A 14381-nucleotide genomic window follows, 5' to 3' on the forward strand; every position below is an offset into this window, starting at 1 on the left:
GCGGGGAGGCGGTGTTCCAGCGCCGTACAGACGCTTGTCCCGATGACCGATTTGCGTACTTTCCTCATGATGTGTAGGCGGCCCGAGAACACGAGGACCCTCGCCCGCGATTCGCCGTTCTTCGGATGAACACCACTCGGTCGGCGGAGTGGGGCCGGACTTCCCGAGGCCGCGTCCGCACCGCTTCCGCTCCCGTACCGCCCCACCGCGCACCCCCCGTTGCCCCCGCGGCGGCCAAGACGCCGCACAGCCGTCACCCCCGGTTCACCGGGGGCTGGTGGGCTTCAGCGCGTCGGCACACGGCCGGCGAGCGAAGAGGAGTACTCATGCGAAGACTGCGCCTGTCCCGTCGCAGCGTCATCACCGGTGCCGCCGTGGCGCTCGCCGCCGCCGCGGCCGTGCCCGCGGGGGCCGCCGCCTTCGGGTCCGAGCACCAGGCGGAGCGGGCGATCCGGGGCGGGTCGGCGAAGAACGTCATTCTGCTGATCGGTGACGGGATGGGGGACAGCGAGATCACCCTGGCCCGGGACTACACCGTGGGGGCCGCCGGACGGCTGAACATGGACAAGTTCCCGCTGACCGGCGCCTACACGACGTACGCCGTGGACAAGAACAAGAAGCCGGACTACGTCACGGACTCCGCGGCCAGCGGCAGCGGCTGGGCCACCGGCCACAAGACCGTCAACGGGCGGATATCCAAGACGCCGGACACCGACAAGGCGCTGCCGACGATCCTTGAGCTGGCGCAGAAGAACGGTTACGCCACCGGGTCCGTCACCACCGCCGAGCTGACCGACGCCACCCCGGCCGTGCTCGCCTCGCACGCCACCGACCGCAGCTGCCAGGGCCCCGCCGACATGGCCAAGTGCCCCACCGACAAGATCAGCAAGGGCGGCCCCGGCTCGATCGCCGAGCAGAGCGTGAACCACAAGGTGGACGTGCTCCTCGGCGGCGGCAGGCAGCGCTTCGACCAGAAGATCACCGAGGGCCCGTACAAGGGTCTGACGGTGGCCGAGCAGGCGCGCAAGCTGGGCTACCAGGTCGTCACGGACCGGGACGGCCTCCAGCGCGTCAAGAGCGTCGCGGGCGGCAAGCCGGTGCTCGGGCTGTTCGCTCCGGGCAACGTGCCCGTGGAGTGGACCGGCAAGCCCGCCGCCGTCGGCGGCACCGACCCGCAGCGCTGCACCACCAGCAACCCGAACCGGCCCAAGGGCACACCCGCGCTGGACGAGCAGGCCGCCAAGGCCATCCAGCTGCTGGAGAAGAAGCAGCAGTCGCAGCGCGGCCACGGCCGGGACAAGGGCTTCTTCCTCCAGGTCGAGGGTGCCTCGATCGACAAGCAGGACCACGCGGCCGACCCCTGCGGGCAGATCGGCGAGACCGCCGCATTCGACCGCGCGGTGAAGGTGGCGCGGGACTACGCCGCCAAGCACCCGGACACGCTCGTCGTCACCACCGCGGACCACGGCCACTCCAGCCAGATCGTGCCGCTGGAGGCCAACCCGCCCGGCCTCTCCTCGACGCTCGTCACGGACGAGGGCGGCAAGCTGAAGGTCAACTACTCGACCAACACGCCGGGCCAGTCGCAGGAGCACACCGGTACGCAGGTACGGATCGCCGCGCAGGGCCCGCAGGCGTACCGCGTGCTCGGTGTCACCGACCAGACGCAGCTGTTCACCACGATCCGCACCGCGCTGCGGCTGCGGTGAGGGGGCGGGCGGCGAGCCTGACCACCACCTGAACCCGAGGGGGGCTTTCGGGGGAACGGGGGACGGGGGGTGCGGAGGGCCGGGGCCGATGCCCCGGCCCTCCGCATGTGTGCGTCCGCGCGGTGGGCCGTGTCCCGCGAGAATCTACAAGGCTGTAGATTTTGCTTGCGCATTACTCGATGGCGAGCGGTGCGCGGCACCCCGCGGGAACGACAAGGAGATCCACATGGCTCTGTGGGACCGGATCAAGGATTCCGCCCAGACGATGCAGAACCAGCTCGTCGCCAAGAAGAACGAACTGAAGAGCGGCGCCTTCCGGGACGCGAGCATGGCGATGTGCGCGCTCGTCGCCGCCGCCGACGGACACGTCGACCCCTCCGAGCGGCAGCGGGTGGCCCAGCTCATCGCCACCAACGAGGTGCTGCAGAACTTCTCCGCCGATGACCTGCGCCGCCGCTTCGACGACTACCTGGACAAGCTGACCGCCGACTTCGACTTCGGCAAGGTCGGCCTCATGCAGGAGATCGGCAAGGTGAAGAAGAAGCCGGTCGAGGCGCGTGCCGTCATCCAGATCGGCATCGTCATCGGCGGCGCCGACGGTGACTTCGACAAGACCGAGCAGGCCGTGGTGCGCGAGGTCTGCTACGCGCTGGACATTCCGCCGGCCGAGTTCGACCTCTGAGCCGAGCCCGGTCCGGGCACCAGACCCGGGTACGAGGCCCGGGTACGAGGCTCCGGCATACGGCGGCGGGCCCCCGGCCCACACCCCCCGGGGCCCCCCTTGTACCCGGTCCCGCCCGTAGGGGCGGCTCCGGCCCGGCGGGGGGCGCTGCCGCGCCGTGCCGGTACAGCTCGCCGAAGACCATGGCGGTCTCGGTCGAGGCGTCCTCGGTGAGGTCGTAGCGGGCCAGCTCGGTGCCGTCGGCCTGGTTGACGACGCGGATGAACGCGTTGCGGACCTGGCCGAAGCTCTGGCCGCGGTTCTGCGCGTCGTGGATGGAGACCGGGAAGACGATCTTGGCGACCTCGGCGGGCACGCCCGCCAGGTTCACGTTGATCGACTCGTCGTCGCCCTCGCCCTCACCGGTGAGGTTGTCGCCGGTGTGCTGCACCGAGCCGTCCGGGCTGGTGAGGTTGTTGTAGAAGACGAAGTGCCGGTCCGAGACGACCTTGCCCGACTCGTTGCACAGCAGGGCGCTGGCGTCGAGGTCGTAGTCGGTGCCGGTGGTGGTCCGCACGTCCCAGCCGAGGCCCACCGTCACGGCGGTCAGGCCGGGCGCCTCCTTCGACAGCGAGACGTTGCCGCCCTTGGCCAGCGAGACTCCCATGGATGTTCCTCCCGGGTCGGGGTGTGTGGCCTCCTTGTGCGGCGGGCCACAATCTCTACAGTGCTGTAGAGGATGACGAACGAAGGGCGGGACACGTTCCCGGCCTGCTCAGTAGGATTCGGCGACGCCCCGCCGCCGCGGGGCGTCCGGCACGGAACGGGAGGCTACGGCATGAACGGGGACCCCTTCGGCGGCCATCCGGGCGGGCGCGACCGCGCGCGCCGCCGGGGCCAGGGCGAGCTGGAGGCACAGGTACTGGCCGCCCTGCACCACTCCCCCGGGCCCGCCACCGCCGCCTGGGTACAGGACCACCTCGGCGGCGACCTCGCGTACACGACGGTGATGACGATCCTCTCCCGCCTGCACGCCAAGAAGGCTGTCACCCGCGAACGCGTCGGCCGGTCCTATGTGTGGACCCCGGCCGCCGACGAGGCGGGGCTCGCCGCGCTGCGGATGCGCCGCGTACTGGACAGCGAGACCGACCGGGACGCCGTACTGGCCAGCTTCGTGTCCGCCCTGTCCGCCCAGGACGAGCAGCTGCTGCGCACTCTGCTGGAGCGCGCCACCGGTGGCCCCGGAGCGGCCGAGAGCTCCGGAGACTGACTGACCCATGGGCGTCTTCGTCTTCCTCCCGCTCGTGCTGCCGCTGACCGCCCTGCCGATCGCCCGCCTCGCCGGCCAGCACCTGCACCCGCGCAGCACCACCCGCCTGCTGACCGCGCTGGCCGTGGTCCTCGGTGTGTGCAGCACGCTGTGCCTGGCGCTGCTGATGGTGGTGGGCACCGCCCAGCTGCCGGGCAACCCGCTGCCGGACGGCTGGTCCGATCCGGAGGTGCGCGCCGCGGTGCCGCTCGCGGAGGTCGCGGGCAGCGCCGCGATCGCGGCGCTCGCCGCCGTCCTCGCCGCCTGCGGCACCGAGCTGCGCCGCCACTACCGCGTCCGCTCCCGTACGCACCAGGCGCTGGACGGGCTGCCGTCCGGTACGGAACTGGCGGTGCTGCCCGACGACAGCCCGTACGCCTACGCCGTACCCGGCCTGCCCGCCCGCCCCGGCAGGCCCGCGCGCCCCGGCCGGATCGCGGTCTCCCGCGGCATGCTGCACAGCCTGGACAGCGACGAGCGCCGGGCGCTGCTCGCCCATGAACGCGCCCACCTGGCGGAACGCCACCACCGCTACCAGCTCGCCGTACGGCTGGCCGGCTGCGCCAACCCGCTCCTGCTGCCGCTGCGTACGGCGGTCGCCTTCAGCGCCGAGCGCTGGGCCGACGAGGAGGCGGCGCGGACCGTCGGCGACCGGCGGCTGACCGCCCGGGCCGTGGGCAAGGCCGCACTGGTCTCCCGGCCCGCGCCCAGCCCCCTGCTGGCAGGCTTCGCCGCCCCGGAGCCGGGCCCCGTACCGCGCCGGGTGGCGGCCCTCCTCGGCCCGGCCCCCACGGCCCGCAGCTGGCCCCCCGCCCTCACCCCCGCCGGCCTGGCCGCCCTGGTGGCCGCCGCAGGCACCGCCGCCTCGGCCCTCTCCTCCCTCAACGCGGCGGTGGCCCTCTTCCTCGTCCTCAAGGCGGCCACCCCGCTCTGAGTACGCACACGTCGGGACACGGGGCGATCCCGAGGTGCGAGCAGCGCACCTGCGTACGGCCCCGGCCGGAAGGAAGATGACGGCCCGCCAGGCGGCCCGGCGGCGGCCCCGGCCGTCTTCCCCGCTCCGCACCCCCGCGCGTGCCGCCCCGGACACCTCCCCTACGATGTGATCCGCCCCACACCATCATACTTCTACAGTGCTGTAGAAGTTGGCTGTAGAGTGCGCCAGAACGTGCGCAACCGGCCCGGCGGGAGGGGGAGATGACGACGAGGTGCGGGCCCCCGCGGCAGGGCGGGCCTCCCCCCGAGGCGGAGGTGCGATGGGTTTACCAGCCGGTGGAGCTGCAACATCCCGGCGGCGGATGGGAATTGGGCCGCATCAGCGCCTGGTGGCGGGACGGGGCAGGCGAACTGTGGTGCAGGTTGCGTACGATGCGCGGCAGCAGCGGCAGTTGCCCGCAGTGGTTTCCGTACGACCCCGACCGCATGCTCGTCCTGCCGAGCGCGGGCATCTGACGCACCAGAAGGACCAATAGGCGTGCAAGACAGGAACCGGCCCCGGCGGGGCGCGACCTCCGGCCAGAACGGCACCTCCGGCCCCACCGGCCGCACCGGCCCCGCCGCGGACACCCGCGGCCCCGAGGTGCCGGGTCCCCGCTCCCGCCGTGCCGACCGCTCCGGCCCGGGCCCCGGCCGCTCGCGCCGCGCCGCGGGCTCCGGCTCCGGCCGCGGCCGCCGCCCCGGCAAGGCCCGGATGACCCGGCGCGGCCGCATCCTCGCCTGGACCGGCGGCATCCTCGGCCTGCTGCTGCTGATCACGGCCGGCGTCGGCGGCTGGATCTACTTCAAGCTGGACGGCAACATCCACGGCGCGGACGTCGGCAGCCGCCTCGGCGGCGACCGCCCCGCCAACCTCAGCCCCGGCTCCAAGAACATCCTCGTCGTCGGCTCGGACAGCCGCGCGGGCGCCAACGCCAAGTACGGCAAGAACCTGGACACCATGCAGTCGGACACGCTGATGGTGCTGCACATCGCCGCCAACCGCGAGTGGGCCACCGCGGTCTCCTTCCCGCGCGACTCCTGGGTGTCCATCCCGTCCTGCGACAGCGGCAACGGCCGCAAGTCCAAGCCCCACCACTTCAAGATCAACGAAGCGTTCACCATCGGCGGCGAGAGCGGCGACGTGGGCAACGCGGCGGCCTGCACGATCAAGACGGTCGAGAAGAACACCGGGCTGCGCATCGACCACTTCGTCTCGGTCGACTTCCAGGGCTTCAAGGGCATGGTCAACGCCCTGGGCGGCATAAAGGTGTGCCCGAAGACCGCGATCCACGACAAGAAGGCGCACCTCGACATGGAGGCGGGCTGCCAGGAGGTCAGCGACGAGAAGGCGCTCGGCTACGTCCGTACCCGCTACAGCGTCGGCGACGGCTCCGACCTCGGCCGCATCGGCCGCCAGCAGGAGTTCATGAAGGCGCTCGGCGAGAAGGCGCAGTCCAAGCTGACCAGCCCCGGCGCGCTGTACGACTTCCTCGACTCGGCCACCAAGTCGATCACCACGGACAATGAGCTGGCGGGCGTCAAGCCGCTGTCCGAGCTGGCCTCCACGGTCAAGGACATCCCCAGCAACCGGCTCACGTTCCTGACCGTGCCGAACTACTCGCGCGAGGCGGACGTGCCCACCGACAAGGCCAATGTGGTGTGGCAGTACCCGCAGGCCGGTGACCTCTTCAGCGACCTGGCGCACGACCGGGAAGTCGACAAGGACAAGCTGGCCGCCGAGGCCAAGAAGCTGGTCACGGCGCGCTCGGTGAAGGTACGGGTCCTCAACGGCACCGGCACGCCCGGCTACGCGGCCGGCGCGGCGGCGGACCTGCGCAAGATGGGCTTCTCGGTGGTCTCCACCGGCAACGCGGCCCCCGGCGCCAAGGAGACCGCCATCACCTACCCCGCGTCGATGGAGGCGCAGGCGAAGGTGCTCTCCGCCCGGCTGGCGGGAGTGAAGACGGAGAAGGCGTCGGACGCTTCGGCCGCGGGGACGGATGTGGTGACGCTGACGGTCGGCGAGGGGTTCACCACGACGGGCTGAGGTCCGGGCACGTGGCGATGGGCTGAGCCCCCGCACACGCGATACGGCGGAGCGCCGGGCAGGCTGATCGCTCAGCTTGCCCGGCGCTCCGCCGTCGGCGTCACACAGGGCGTCAGCCCTGCTCCTCCAGATCGCCCTCGGTCTCCAGGAACGCCTCCCGGAGCGCGGCCAGGGTCTCCTTGTCCGGCTCGGCCCACATGCCGCGCGACTCCGCCTCCAGGAGGCGTTCGGCGATGCCGTGCAGGGCCCAGGGGTTGGCCTCCTGGAGGAAGGCGCGGTTCTCCGGGTCGAGGACGTACGTCTGCGCCAGCTTGTCGTACATCCAGTCGGCGACGACGCCGGTCGTGGCGTCGTACCCGAAGAGGTAGTCGACCGTCGCGGCGAGTTCGAAGGCGCCCTTGTAGCCGTGGCGGCGCATCGCCTCGATCCAGCGCGGGTTGACCACGCGGGCGCGGAAGACGCGGGAGGTCTCCTCGACCAGCGTGCGGGTACGGACCGTCTCGGGCCGCGTCGAGTCGCCGATGTACGCCTCGGGCGCGGTGCCCTTGAGGGCGCGGACGGTCGCGACCATGCCGCCGTGGTACTGGAAGTAGTCGTCCGAGTCGGCGATGTCGTGCTCGCGGGTGTCGGTGTTCTTCGCCGCCACCGCGATGCGCTTGTACGCGGTCTCCATCTCCTCGCGCGCCGGGCAGCCCTCCAGGCCGCGCCCGTACGCGTAACCTCCCCACACCGTGTAGACCTCGGCGAGGTCCGCGTCGGTGCGCCAGTCGCGGGAGTCGATGAGCTGGAGCAGGCCCGCGCCGTACGTGCCGGGCCGGGAGCCGAAGATCCGGGTGGTGGCCCGGCGCTCGTCGCCGTGCGCAGCCAGGTCGGCCTGGGCGTGGGCGCGGACGTAGTTGGCGTCGGCGGGCTCCTCCAGGGAGGCGGCGAGCCGTACGGCGTCGTCCAGCAGGCCGATGACGTGCGGGAACGCGTCGCGGAAGAAGCCGGAGATACGCAGCGTCACATCGATGCGCGGGCGCCCGAGTTCGTCCGCCGGGATCGGCTCCAGGCCGGTCACGCGGCGCGAGGCGTCGTCCCAGACGGGCCGGATGCCGAGCAGGGCGAGGGCTTCGGCGACGTCGTCACCGGACGTCCGCATGGCGCTCGTGCCCCACAGGGACAGGCCCACCGAGGTCGGCCAGTCGCCGTGGTCGGTGCGGTAGCGCTCCAGGAGGCTGTCGGCGAGGGCCTGGCCGGTCTCCCAGGCGAGCTTGCTGGGCACCGCCTTGGGGTCCACGGAGTAGAAGTTGCGGCCGGTCGGCAGCACGTTGACCAGGCCGCGCAGCGGCGATCCGGACGGGCCGGCCGGGACGAAGCCGCCGGCCAGCGCGTGTACCGCGTGGTCGATCTCGTCGGTGGTGGCGGCCAGGCGCGGCACGACCTCGCGCGCGGCGAAGGCGAGGATCGCCGCCACCGGCTCGCGCTGCGCCTCGGGCAGCTCGGCGGTGACCCGCTCGACGGCCGCGAGGTCCCAGCCCGCGTCGTCCATGGCCTGCACCAGGCCGCGGGCGCGCTCCTCGACCTCGTCGGCGGTCGTACGGGTCGCGGCCGACTCGTCCAGGCCCAGCGCCTCGCGGAGGCCCGGCAGCGAGGACGTACCGCCCCAGATCTGCCGGGCGCGCAGGATGGCGAGGACGAGGTTGACGCGCGCCTCACCCGCGGGCGCGCTGCCGAGGACATGCAGGCCGTCGCGGATCTGCGCGTCCTTGACCTCGCACAGCCAGCCGTCGACGTGCAGCAGGAAGTCGTCGAAGCCCTCGTCGTCCGGGCGCTCCTCCAGACCGAGGTCGTGGTGCAGCTTCGCGGCCTGGATCAGCGTCCAGATCTGGGCGCGGATCGCGGGCAGCTTCGCCGGGTCCATGGCGGAGATCGCCGCGTACTCGTCGAGCAGCTGCTCCAGGCGCGCGATGTCGCCGTACGACTCGGCGCGGGCCATCGGCGGTACGAGGTGGTCGACCAGCGTGGCGTGCACCCGGCGCTTGGCCTGGGTGCCCTCGCCCGGGTCGTTGACCAGGAACGGGTAGATCAGCGGCAGGTCGCCGAGGGCCGCGTCCGGGCCGCAGGCGGCGGACAGGCCGGCGTTCTTGCCGGGCAGCCACTCCAGGTTGCCGTGCTTGCCCAGGTGGACCATGGCGTCCGCGCCGAAACCGCCGTCCTCCCGGGAGGCGGCGATCCAGCGGTAGGCGGCCAGGTAGTGGTGCGACGGCGGCAGATCCGGGTCGTGGTAGATCGCGATCGGGTTCTCGCCGAAACCGCGCGGCGGCTGGATGAGGATGAGCAGATTGCCGCGGCGCAGGGCGGCCAGCACGATGTCGCCGTCCGGATTCCGGCTGCGGTCCACGAACATCTCGCCGGGCGGCGGGCCCCAGTGCTCCTCGACCTGCTCGCGCAGCTCCTGCGGCAGCGTGCCGTACCAGCGCTTGTAGTCGGCGGCCGGGATACGGACCGGGTTGCGGGCGAGCTGCTCCTCGGTCAGCCACTCCTGGTCGTGGCCGCCCGCCTCGATCAGCGCGTAGATCAGCTCGTCGCCGTCGCCGGACTCCAGGCCGGGCACGGGCTCGTCCCCGTAGTCGTAGCCCTCCTCGCGGAGGCGGCGCAGCAGCGCCACCGCGCTCGCCGGGGTGTCCAGACCGACCGCGTTGCCGATGCGGGAGTGCTTGGTCGGGTACGCGGACAGCACCAGCGCCAGGCGCTTGTCGGCGGGGGCGATGTGGCGCAGCCGGGCGTGGCGGACGGCGATGCCGGCGACCCGGGCGGCGCGCTCGGGGTCGGCGACGTACACCGGCAGGCCGTCCTCGTCGGTCTCCTTGAAGGAGAACGGAACGGTAATCAGTCGGCCGTCGAACTCCGGCACCGCGATCTGGCTGGCGGCGTCCAGCGGGGACAGGCCCTCGTCGTTCTCCTCCCAGGCGCTGCGCGGCCCGGTCAGGCACAGGGCCTGGAGGATCGGCACGTCCAGCGCGGCCAGCGCGCCCGCGTCCCACGCCTCGTCGTCGCCGCCGGCCGACGCCTCGGCGGGCTTGGTGCCGCCCGCCGCCAGCACGGTCGTCACGATCGCGTCGGCGGCCCGCAGCTCCTCGATCAGCTCCGGCTCGGGCGCCCGCAGCGAGGCCACGAACAGCGGCATCGGCCGCCCGCCGGCCTCCTCGATCCGCTCGCACAGCGATTCCACGAAGGCGGTGTTGCCGCTCATGTGGTGGGCGCGGTAGTAGAGCACGGCGACCAGCGGGCCGGTCGCGGCGCCCGTGTCGTCCGTACGGGCCACGACCTCGCCGCCGGTACGCGCCTCGGCCGCCAGGTGCTTGGAGCGCTCCAGGTGGCCCCAGGAGGGCGCGGCGGCCGGCGGCTCGAAGCCGTGGCCGGTCAGCAGCACGGTGTCGGACAGGAAGCGGGCGAGCTGGTCCAGGTTGGCGGGGCCGCCGTGCGCCAGGTAGGCGTGGGCCTCGGCCGCGATGCCGATGGGGACGGTGGACGCCTCCATGAGCTGCGCGTCCGGGGCCTGTTCGCCGGTGAGCACCACGACGGGGCGGGTCTGGTCGGCGGCGAGGAGCTGGTCCAGGCCCTCCTGCCAGGCCCGCAGGCCGCCCAGGAGCCGGACGACGACCAGGTCGGCGCCCTCCAGCAGGCCGGGCAGCTCCGCCAGGTCGAGGCGGGCGGGGTTGGCGAGCCGGTACGGCACGGGGCCGGCGGCCGCGCGTGCGCTGAGCAGGTCGGTGTCGGACGTCGACAGCAGCAGGATCATGGCGGCGTCTGGCCTTCCTCGGGGTCCGCGCCCCGGGCGGTGTTCACGGACGGCGGGAGTTCCTGGCTCGCCCGGCGGTGGCCGGGCTCACAGTGGCGGGACCGCGCCGGATTTCCACCGGGCTTCCTCCCTTGGCGCCGTCGCTGGCGTCCGGTGAGCCAGCTGACCCACCGACCTGCATAGTAAGGGCTGCCGCCGGCGGCCGGGCGGGGGACCGCCCGAGCCATCGTCGGTATGCTCGCCGCCATGCCGCCCACCCCCGCGATCCCCCCGCATCGGGACGAATCCCTCGTACGGGATGGCGGTGACGCCTGCGCCGGCGGTGTCCGCGAGGCCCGCGTACAGGGCCGTGGCGACGCCGTCGTACGGGACCGTGGCGACGCCTGCCCCGGGGCGCTGCGGCTGCACCAGGCCGCCGACGGACACCTGGCCCGACTCCGCCTGCCCGCAGGGCGTCTGACGTCCCATCAGGCGATTGCCCTGGCCGACGCGGCGGACCGCCTCGGCGACGGCCACCTCTCCCTCACCTCCCGCGGCAACGCGGAGCTGCGCGGCCTCGGCGACGACAGCGCCGCGCCCCTCGCCGGCCTCCTGCGCACCGCCGGCCTCCTCCCCTCCGACCAGCACGAACGCGTCCGCAACATCGTCGCCTCCCCGCTCGCCGGACTGGACGGACAGGGCGCCGACAGCGGCGCCGCCGTCCAGGACTGGGCCCGCGAACTGGACCGCCTCCTGTGCGCGAGCCCGACGGCCCCCGCCCTCTCCGGACGCTTCCTCTTCGCGCTGGACGACGGCCGCGGGGACGTGGCCGCGCTCGGTGCCGATGTGACGTTGATCGCAGAAGCGGGCGGTACGGCGCTGCTGCGCGTCGGGGACGACACGGAGGCGCTGCGGCTGCCCGGCCACGACGCGCCGCGCACGGCCCTGGCCGCCGCGGAAGCGTTCCTCACCGTCGCCCGGGAAGCCGGCAACGGCTCCTGGCGCGTACGCGAACTCCCGCCGGGCTACGAGGCGGCGACGGTCCGCGTACACCTGCGTACGCACCTTGCGGAGCCCTACGCGACCGCCACGCCCCCGGCCCCCGCCCAGCCGTCCCCGCCCCGGCCGGGCCAGGTCACCGCCCCCGACGGCACCCGGGCCCTCTCCCTCCTCGCCCCCCTCGGCCGCCTCACCAGCGCCCACCTGCGGGTACTGGCCGCCATCGCCGCCCAGGACGGGGCCGGGGAACTCCGTATGACACCCTGGCGCGGCGTGGTGCTGCCCGGCCTGTCCCCGGAGACGGCCGGTCCCAGACTGCGCGAACTGGCGGCGACCGGCCTGGTCACCGATCCCGCCTCCCCCTGGTACGGACTCGGCGCCTGCACCGGCCGCCCCGGCTGCGCCAAGTCCCTCGCCGACGTACGGGTGGACGCGGTGGCCACCCTGCGGGCGGGGGGCGGCACCGAGCCGCTGCCCGTCCACTGGTCGGGCTGCGCGCGCCGCTGCGGCCACCCGCACGGCGCGTGGGTCGATGTCGTGGCCACCGGCGATGCCTACGAGGTGTCCGTACGGGGCACCCGCGACGGGGCGGCCGCCGCGACCACCGTCCCCACGACCGAACCCGGCCGCCTCGCCGACGCCGTCGCGTCGGCCCGCGCGGCCACCCGCACGACCCCCACCACGACATGACCGAGGGCAACGAAACACAGTGAGCGAGTTCGACTACGAGAAGGACGGGGCGGAGATCTACCGCCGGTCCTTCGCCACCATCCGCGCCGAGGCGGACCTCGCGCAGCTGCCCGAGGACGTCAGCCGGGTCGCCGTCCGGATGATCCACGCCTGCGGCATGACCGACCTCGTACGCGACCTGGCGTACTCCCCGCAGGTCGTGGCCCGCGCGAGCGAGGCCCTGCGGGGCGGCGCGCCGATCCTCTGCGACGCCAACATGGTCGCCAGCGGCGTCACCCGCAAGCGGCTGCCCGCGGACAACGAGGTGATCTGCACCCTCGCCGACCCGTCCGTACCGGACCTGGCGAAGCGCATGGGCACCACCCGCAGCGCCGCCGCCCTCGAACTGTGGCGGGACCGCCTGGACGGCGCGGTCGTCGCCGTCGGCAACGCGCCCACCGCCCTGTTCCGCCTCCTGGAGATGATCGAGGAGGGCGCACCCCGCCCGGCCGCCGTCCTCGGCATACCGGTCGGCTTCATCGGCGCCGCCGAGTCCAAGGACGCGCTGGTCGAGCACCCGTCCGGCCTGGAACACCTGGTGGTACGCGGGCGGCGCGGCGGCAGCGCGATGGCCGCGGCGGCGATCAACGCGATAGCGAGCGTGGAAGAGTGACCGAGCAGCACACCACCCCCGGCCGCACGGCCGAGCAGTCCGGGGCCGCCCCGGGACGTCTGTACGGAGTCGGCCTCGGCCCCGGCGACCCGAACCTGATGACCCTGCGCGCCGTCGAGGTCATCGCCGCCGCCGACGTGATCGCGTACCACAGCGCCCGGCACGGCCGCTCGATCGCGCGCTCCATCGCCGAGCGCCACATCCGCCCGGACCACCTCGAAGAGCCCCTGATCTACCCGGTCACCACAGAGTCCACGGACCACCCCGACGGCTACCGAGGCGCCCTCAACGACTTCTACACCGAGGCCGCCGCCCGCCTGGCGGCCCACCTCGACGCTGGCCGCACCGTCGCCGTACTCGCCGAGGGCGACCCGCTCTTCTACGGCTCGTACCAGCACATGCACCAGCGCCTGGCCGACCGCTACGAGACCGAGGTCATCCCCGGCGTCACGTCCGTCAGCGCGGCAGCAGCCCGCCTGGGCAAGCCCCTGTGCGAGGCGGACGAGGTGCTGACGATCCTCCCCGGCACCCTCCCGACCGAGGAACTGACCGCCCGCCTCGCCGCCACGGATGCCGCCGTGGTCATGAAGCTCGGCCGCACGTTCCCGTCCGTACACCAGGCCCTCACCGACTCGGGCCGCCTCCCGGAGGCGGACTACGTCGAACGCGCGACGATGCCCGGCGAACGCACCGCGCCTCTGGCTTCCGTCGACCCGTCCTCCGTCCCCTACTTCTCCGTAGCCGTCGTCCCCAGCCGCATCGCCACCCCGCCGCCCCCTCCGGCCGCCGGCTCGGTCGTGGTCGTCGGCACCGGCCCGGCCGGCCCCCTGTGGCTCACCCCCGAGTCCCGCGGCGCCCTCGCCTCCGCCACCGACCTCGTCGGCTACACCACCTACCTCGACCGCGTCCCCGTACGCCCCGGCCAGGCCCGCCACGCCTCCGACAACAAGGTCGAGTCCGAACGCGCCGAACTCGCCCTCGACCTGGCCCGCCGGGGCCGCCGGGTCGCGGTCGTCTCAGGCGGCGACCCCGGCATCTTCGCCATGGCGACAGCCGTCCTGGAAGTGGCCGCCCAAGAGCCCTACCGCTCCGTGCCCGTACGCGTCCTCCCCGGCGTCACCGCCGCGAACGCCGCAGCCGCCCGCGCGGGCGCGCCCCTCGGCCACGACTACGCGGTGATCTCCCTCTCCGACCGCCTCAAGCCGTGGGAAGTCATCGCCGACCGCCTGCGCGCTGCCGCCACCGCCGACCTGGCGATGGCCCTCTACAACCCCGGCTCCCGCACCCGCACCTGGCAGGTCGCCAAGGCCCGCGAACTCCTCCTGGAACACCGCTCCCCCGACACCCCGGTCGTCATGGCCCGCGACGTGGGCGGCCCGACCGAATCCGTACGCGTAGTCCCGCTGTCCGCCCTGGCCCCCGAGGAAGTCGACATGCGCACCATCCTGCTGATCGGCTCGTCGCAGACGGAGTCGGTACGGCGGTCCCCGGAGGACGACCGGGAGACGGTGTGGACGCCGAGGCGGTATCCGGAGAAGTGAGGACGTGAGCGGGCGGGCCCGGGTGGGTGTCC

General features: G+C 73.4%; 10 protein-coding genes, 1 pseudogene and 1 riboswitch. Of the genes and pseudogenes, 9 read left to right on the plus strand and 2 right to left on the minus strand.

Annotated features, from left to right (window positions below; all coding sequences use genetic code 11):
• The first annotated feature begins 326 nt into the window (after positions 1-326).
• Positions 327-1709: an alkaline phosphatase gene (locus ADK86_RS23470; protein ID WP_053698359.1), complete on the plus strand. Its 1383-nt coding sequence runs from the start codon at positions 327-329 to the stop codon at positions 1707-1709.
• A 226-nt stretch (positions 1710-1935) separates the two neighbouring features.
• On the plus strand, positions 1936-2391 hold the full coding sequence (locus tag ADK86_RS23475) for a tellurite resistance TerB family protein (RefSeq protein ID WP_053698360.1): 456 nt from the start codon (positions 1936-1938) through the stop codon (positions 2389-2391).
• A 151-nt stretch (positions 2392-2542) separates the two neighbouring features.
• Here the strand turns inward: ADK86_RS23475 and ADK86_RS41245 are convergent.
• A pseudogene (locus ADK86_RS41245) lies at positions 2543-3037 on the minus strand (TerD family protein); the annotation flags it as partial.
• Positions 3038-3208: 171 nt separating this feature from the next.
• Between ADK86_RS41245 and ADK86_RS23485 the strand changes: the two are divergent.
• The 4 genes from ADK86_RS23485 (at position 3209) to ADK86_RS23500 (ending at position 6704) form a co-directional block, all read left to right on the plus strand.
• A complete protein-coding gene (locus ADK86_RS23485) occupies positions 3209-3640 on the plus strand; it encodes a BlaI/MecI/CopY family transcriptional regulator (RefSeq protein ID WP_053698362.1) in 432 nt (143 codons plus the stop codon).
• A gap of 7 nt (positions 3641-3647) precedes the next feature.
• Positions 3648-4613: a M56 family metallopeptidase gene (locus ADK86_RS23490; RefSeq protein WP_053698363.1), complete on the plus strand. Its 966-nt coding sequence runs from the start codon at positions 3648-3650 to the stop codon at positions 4611-4613.
• A gap of 371 nt (positions 4614-4984) precedes the next feature.
• Entirely contained in the window at positions 4985-5131 is a 147-nt protein-coding gene (locus ADK86_RS23495) for a hypothetical protein (protein ID WP_234345979.1), read from the plus strand.
• A gap of 238 nt (positions 5132-5369) precedes the next feature.
• The gene (locus tag ADK86_RS23500) at positions 5370-6704 is read left to right on the plus strand and encodes an LCP family protein (RefSeq protein ID WP_053698385.1); all 1335 of its coding nucleotides are present in this window, start codon (positions 5370-5372) and stop codon (positions 6702-6704) included.
• A gap of 112 nt (positions 6705-6816) precedes the next feature.
• Here the strand turns inward: ADK86_RS23500 and cobN are convergent, their stop codons facing one another.
• On the minus strand, positions 6817-10488 hold the full coding sequence (gene cobN / locus ADK86_RS23505; protein ID WP_053698364.1) for a cobaltochelatase subunit CobN: 3672 nt from the start codon (positions 10486-10488) through the stop codon (positions 6817-6819).
• Positions 10489-10544: 56 nt separating this feature from the next.
• A riboswitch (cobalamin riboswitch) is annotated at positions 10545-10617 on the minus strand.
• 105 nt (positions 10618-10722) lie between these two features.
• On the opposite strand from cobN, the gene cobG reads away from it, so the two are divergent.
• Genes cobG through ADK86_RS23520 form a run of 3 tightly spaced genes read left to right on the plus strand, consistent with a single transcriptional unit; the run spans position 10723 to position 14349 of the window.
• A complete protein-coding gene (gene cobG, locus ADK86_RS23510) occupies positions 10723-12156 on the plus strand; it encodes a precorrin-3B synthase (protein WP_053698365.1) in 1434 nt (477 codons plus the stop codon).
• Between the two features lie 19 nt (positions 12157-12175).
• Positions 12176-12808: a precorrin-8X methylmutase gene (locus ADK86_RS23515; protein ID WP_053698366.1), complete on the plus strand. Its 633-nt coding sequence runs from the start codon at positions 12176-12178 to the stop codon at positions 12806-12808.
• Positions 12805-14349: a precorrin-2 C(20)-methyltransferase gene (locus tag ADK86_RS23520; protein WP_053698367.1), complete on the plus strand. Its 1545-nt coding sequence runs from the start codon at positions 12805-12807 to the stop codon at positions 14347-14349. Before ADK86_RS23515 ends, ADK86_RS23520 begins: the two co-directional genes overlap by 4 nt.
• The last annotated feature ends 32 nt before the right edge of the window (positions 14350-14381 follow it).

It is taken from the genome of Streptomyces sp. NRRL F-5755 (assembly GCF_001279365.1).
Classification (GTDB): domain Bacteria; phylum Actinomycetota; class Actinomycetes; order Streptomycetales; family Streptomycetaceae; genus Streptomyces; species Streptomyces rimosus.

What these genes read in the sequence shown, in the direction of transcription:
- ADK86_RS23490 (WP_053698363.1), top strand. Translation starts at nt 3,648, where the DNA reads ATGGGCGTCTTCGTCTTCCTCCCGCTCGTGCTGCCGCTGACCGCCCTG.
- ADK86_RS23485 (WP_053698362.1), top strand. Translation starts at nt 3,209, where the DNA reads ATGAACGGGGACCCCTTCGGCGGCCATCCGGGCGGGCGCGACCGCGCG.
- cobG (WP_053698365.1), top strand. Translation starts at nt 10,723, where the DNA reads ATGCTCGCCGCCATGCCGCCCACCCCCGCGATCCCCCCGCATCGGGAC.
- cobN (WP_053698364.1), bottom strand. Translation starts at nt 10,488, where the DNA reads ATGATCCTGCTGCTGTCGACGTCCGACACCGACCTGCTCAGCGCACGC.
- ADK86_RS23500 (WP_053698385.1), top strand. Translation starts at nt 5,370, where the DNA reads ATGACCCGGCGCGGCCGCATCCTCGCCTGGACCGGCGGCATCCTCGGC.
- ADK86_RS23475 (WP_053698360.1), top strand. Translation starts at nt 1,936, where the DNA reads ATGGCTCTGTGGGACCGGATCAAGGATTCCGCCCAGACGATGCAGAAC.
- ADK86_RS23470 (WP_053698359.1), top strand. Translation starts at nt 327, where the DNA reads ATGCGAAGACTGCGCCTGTCCCGTCGCAGCGTCATCACCGGTGCCGCC.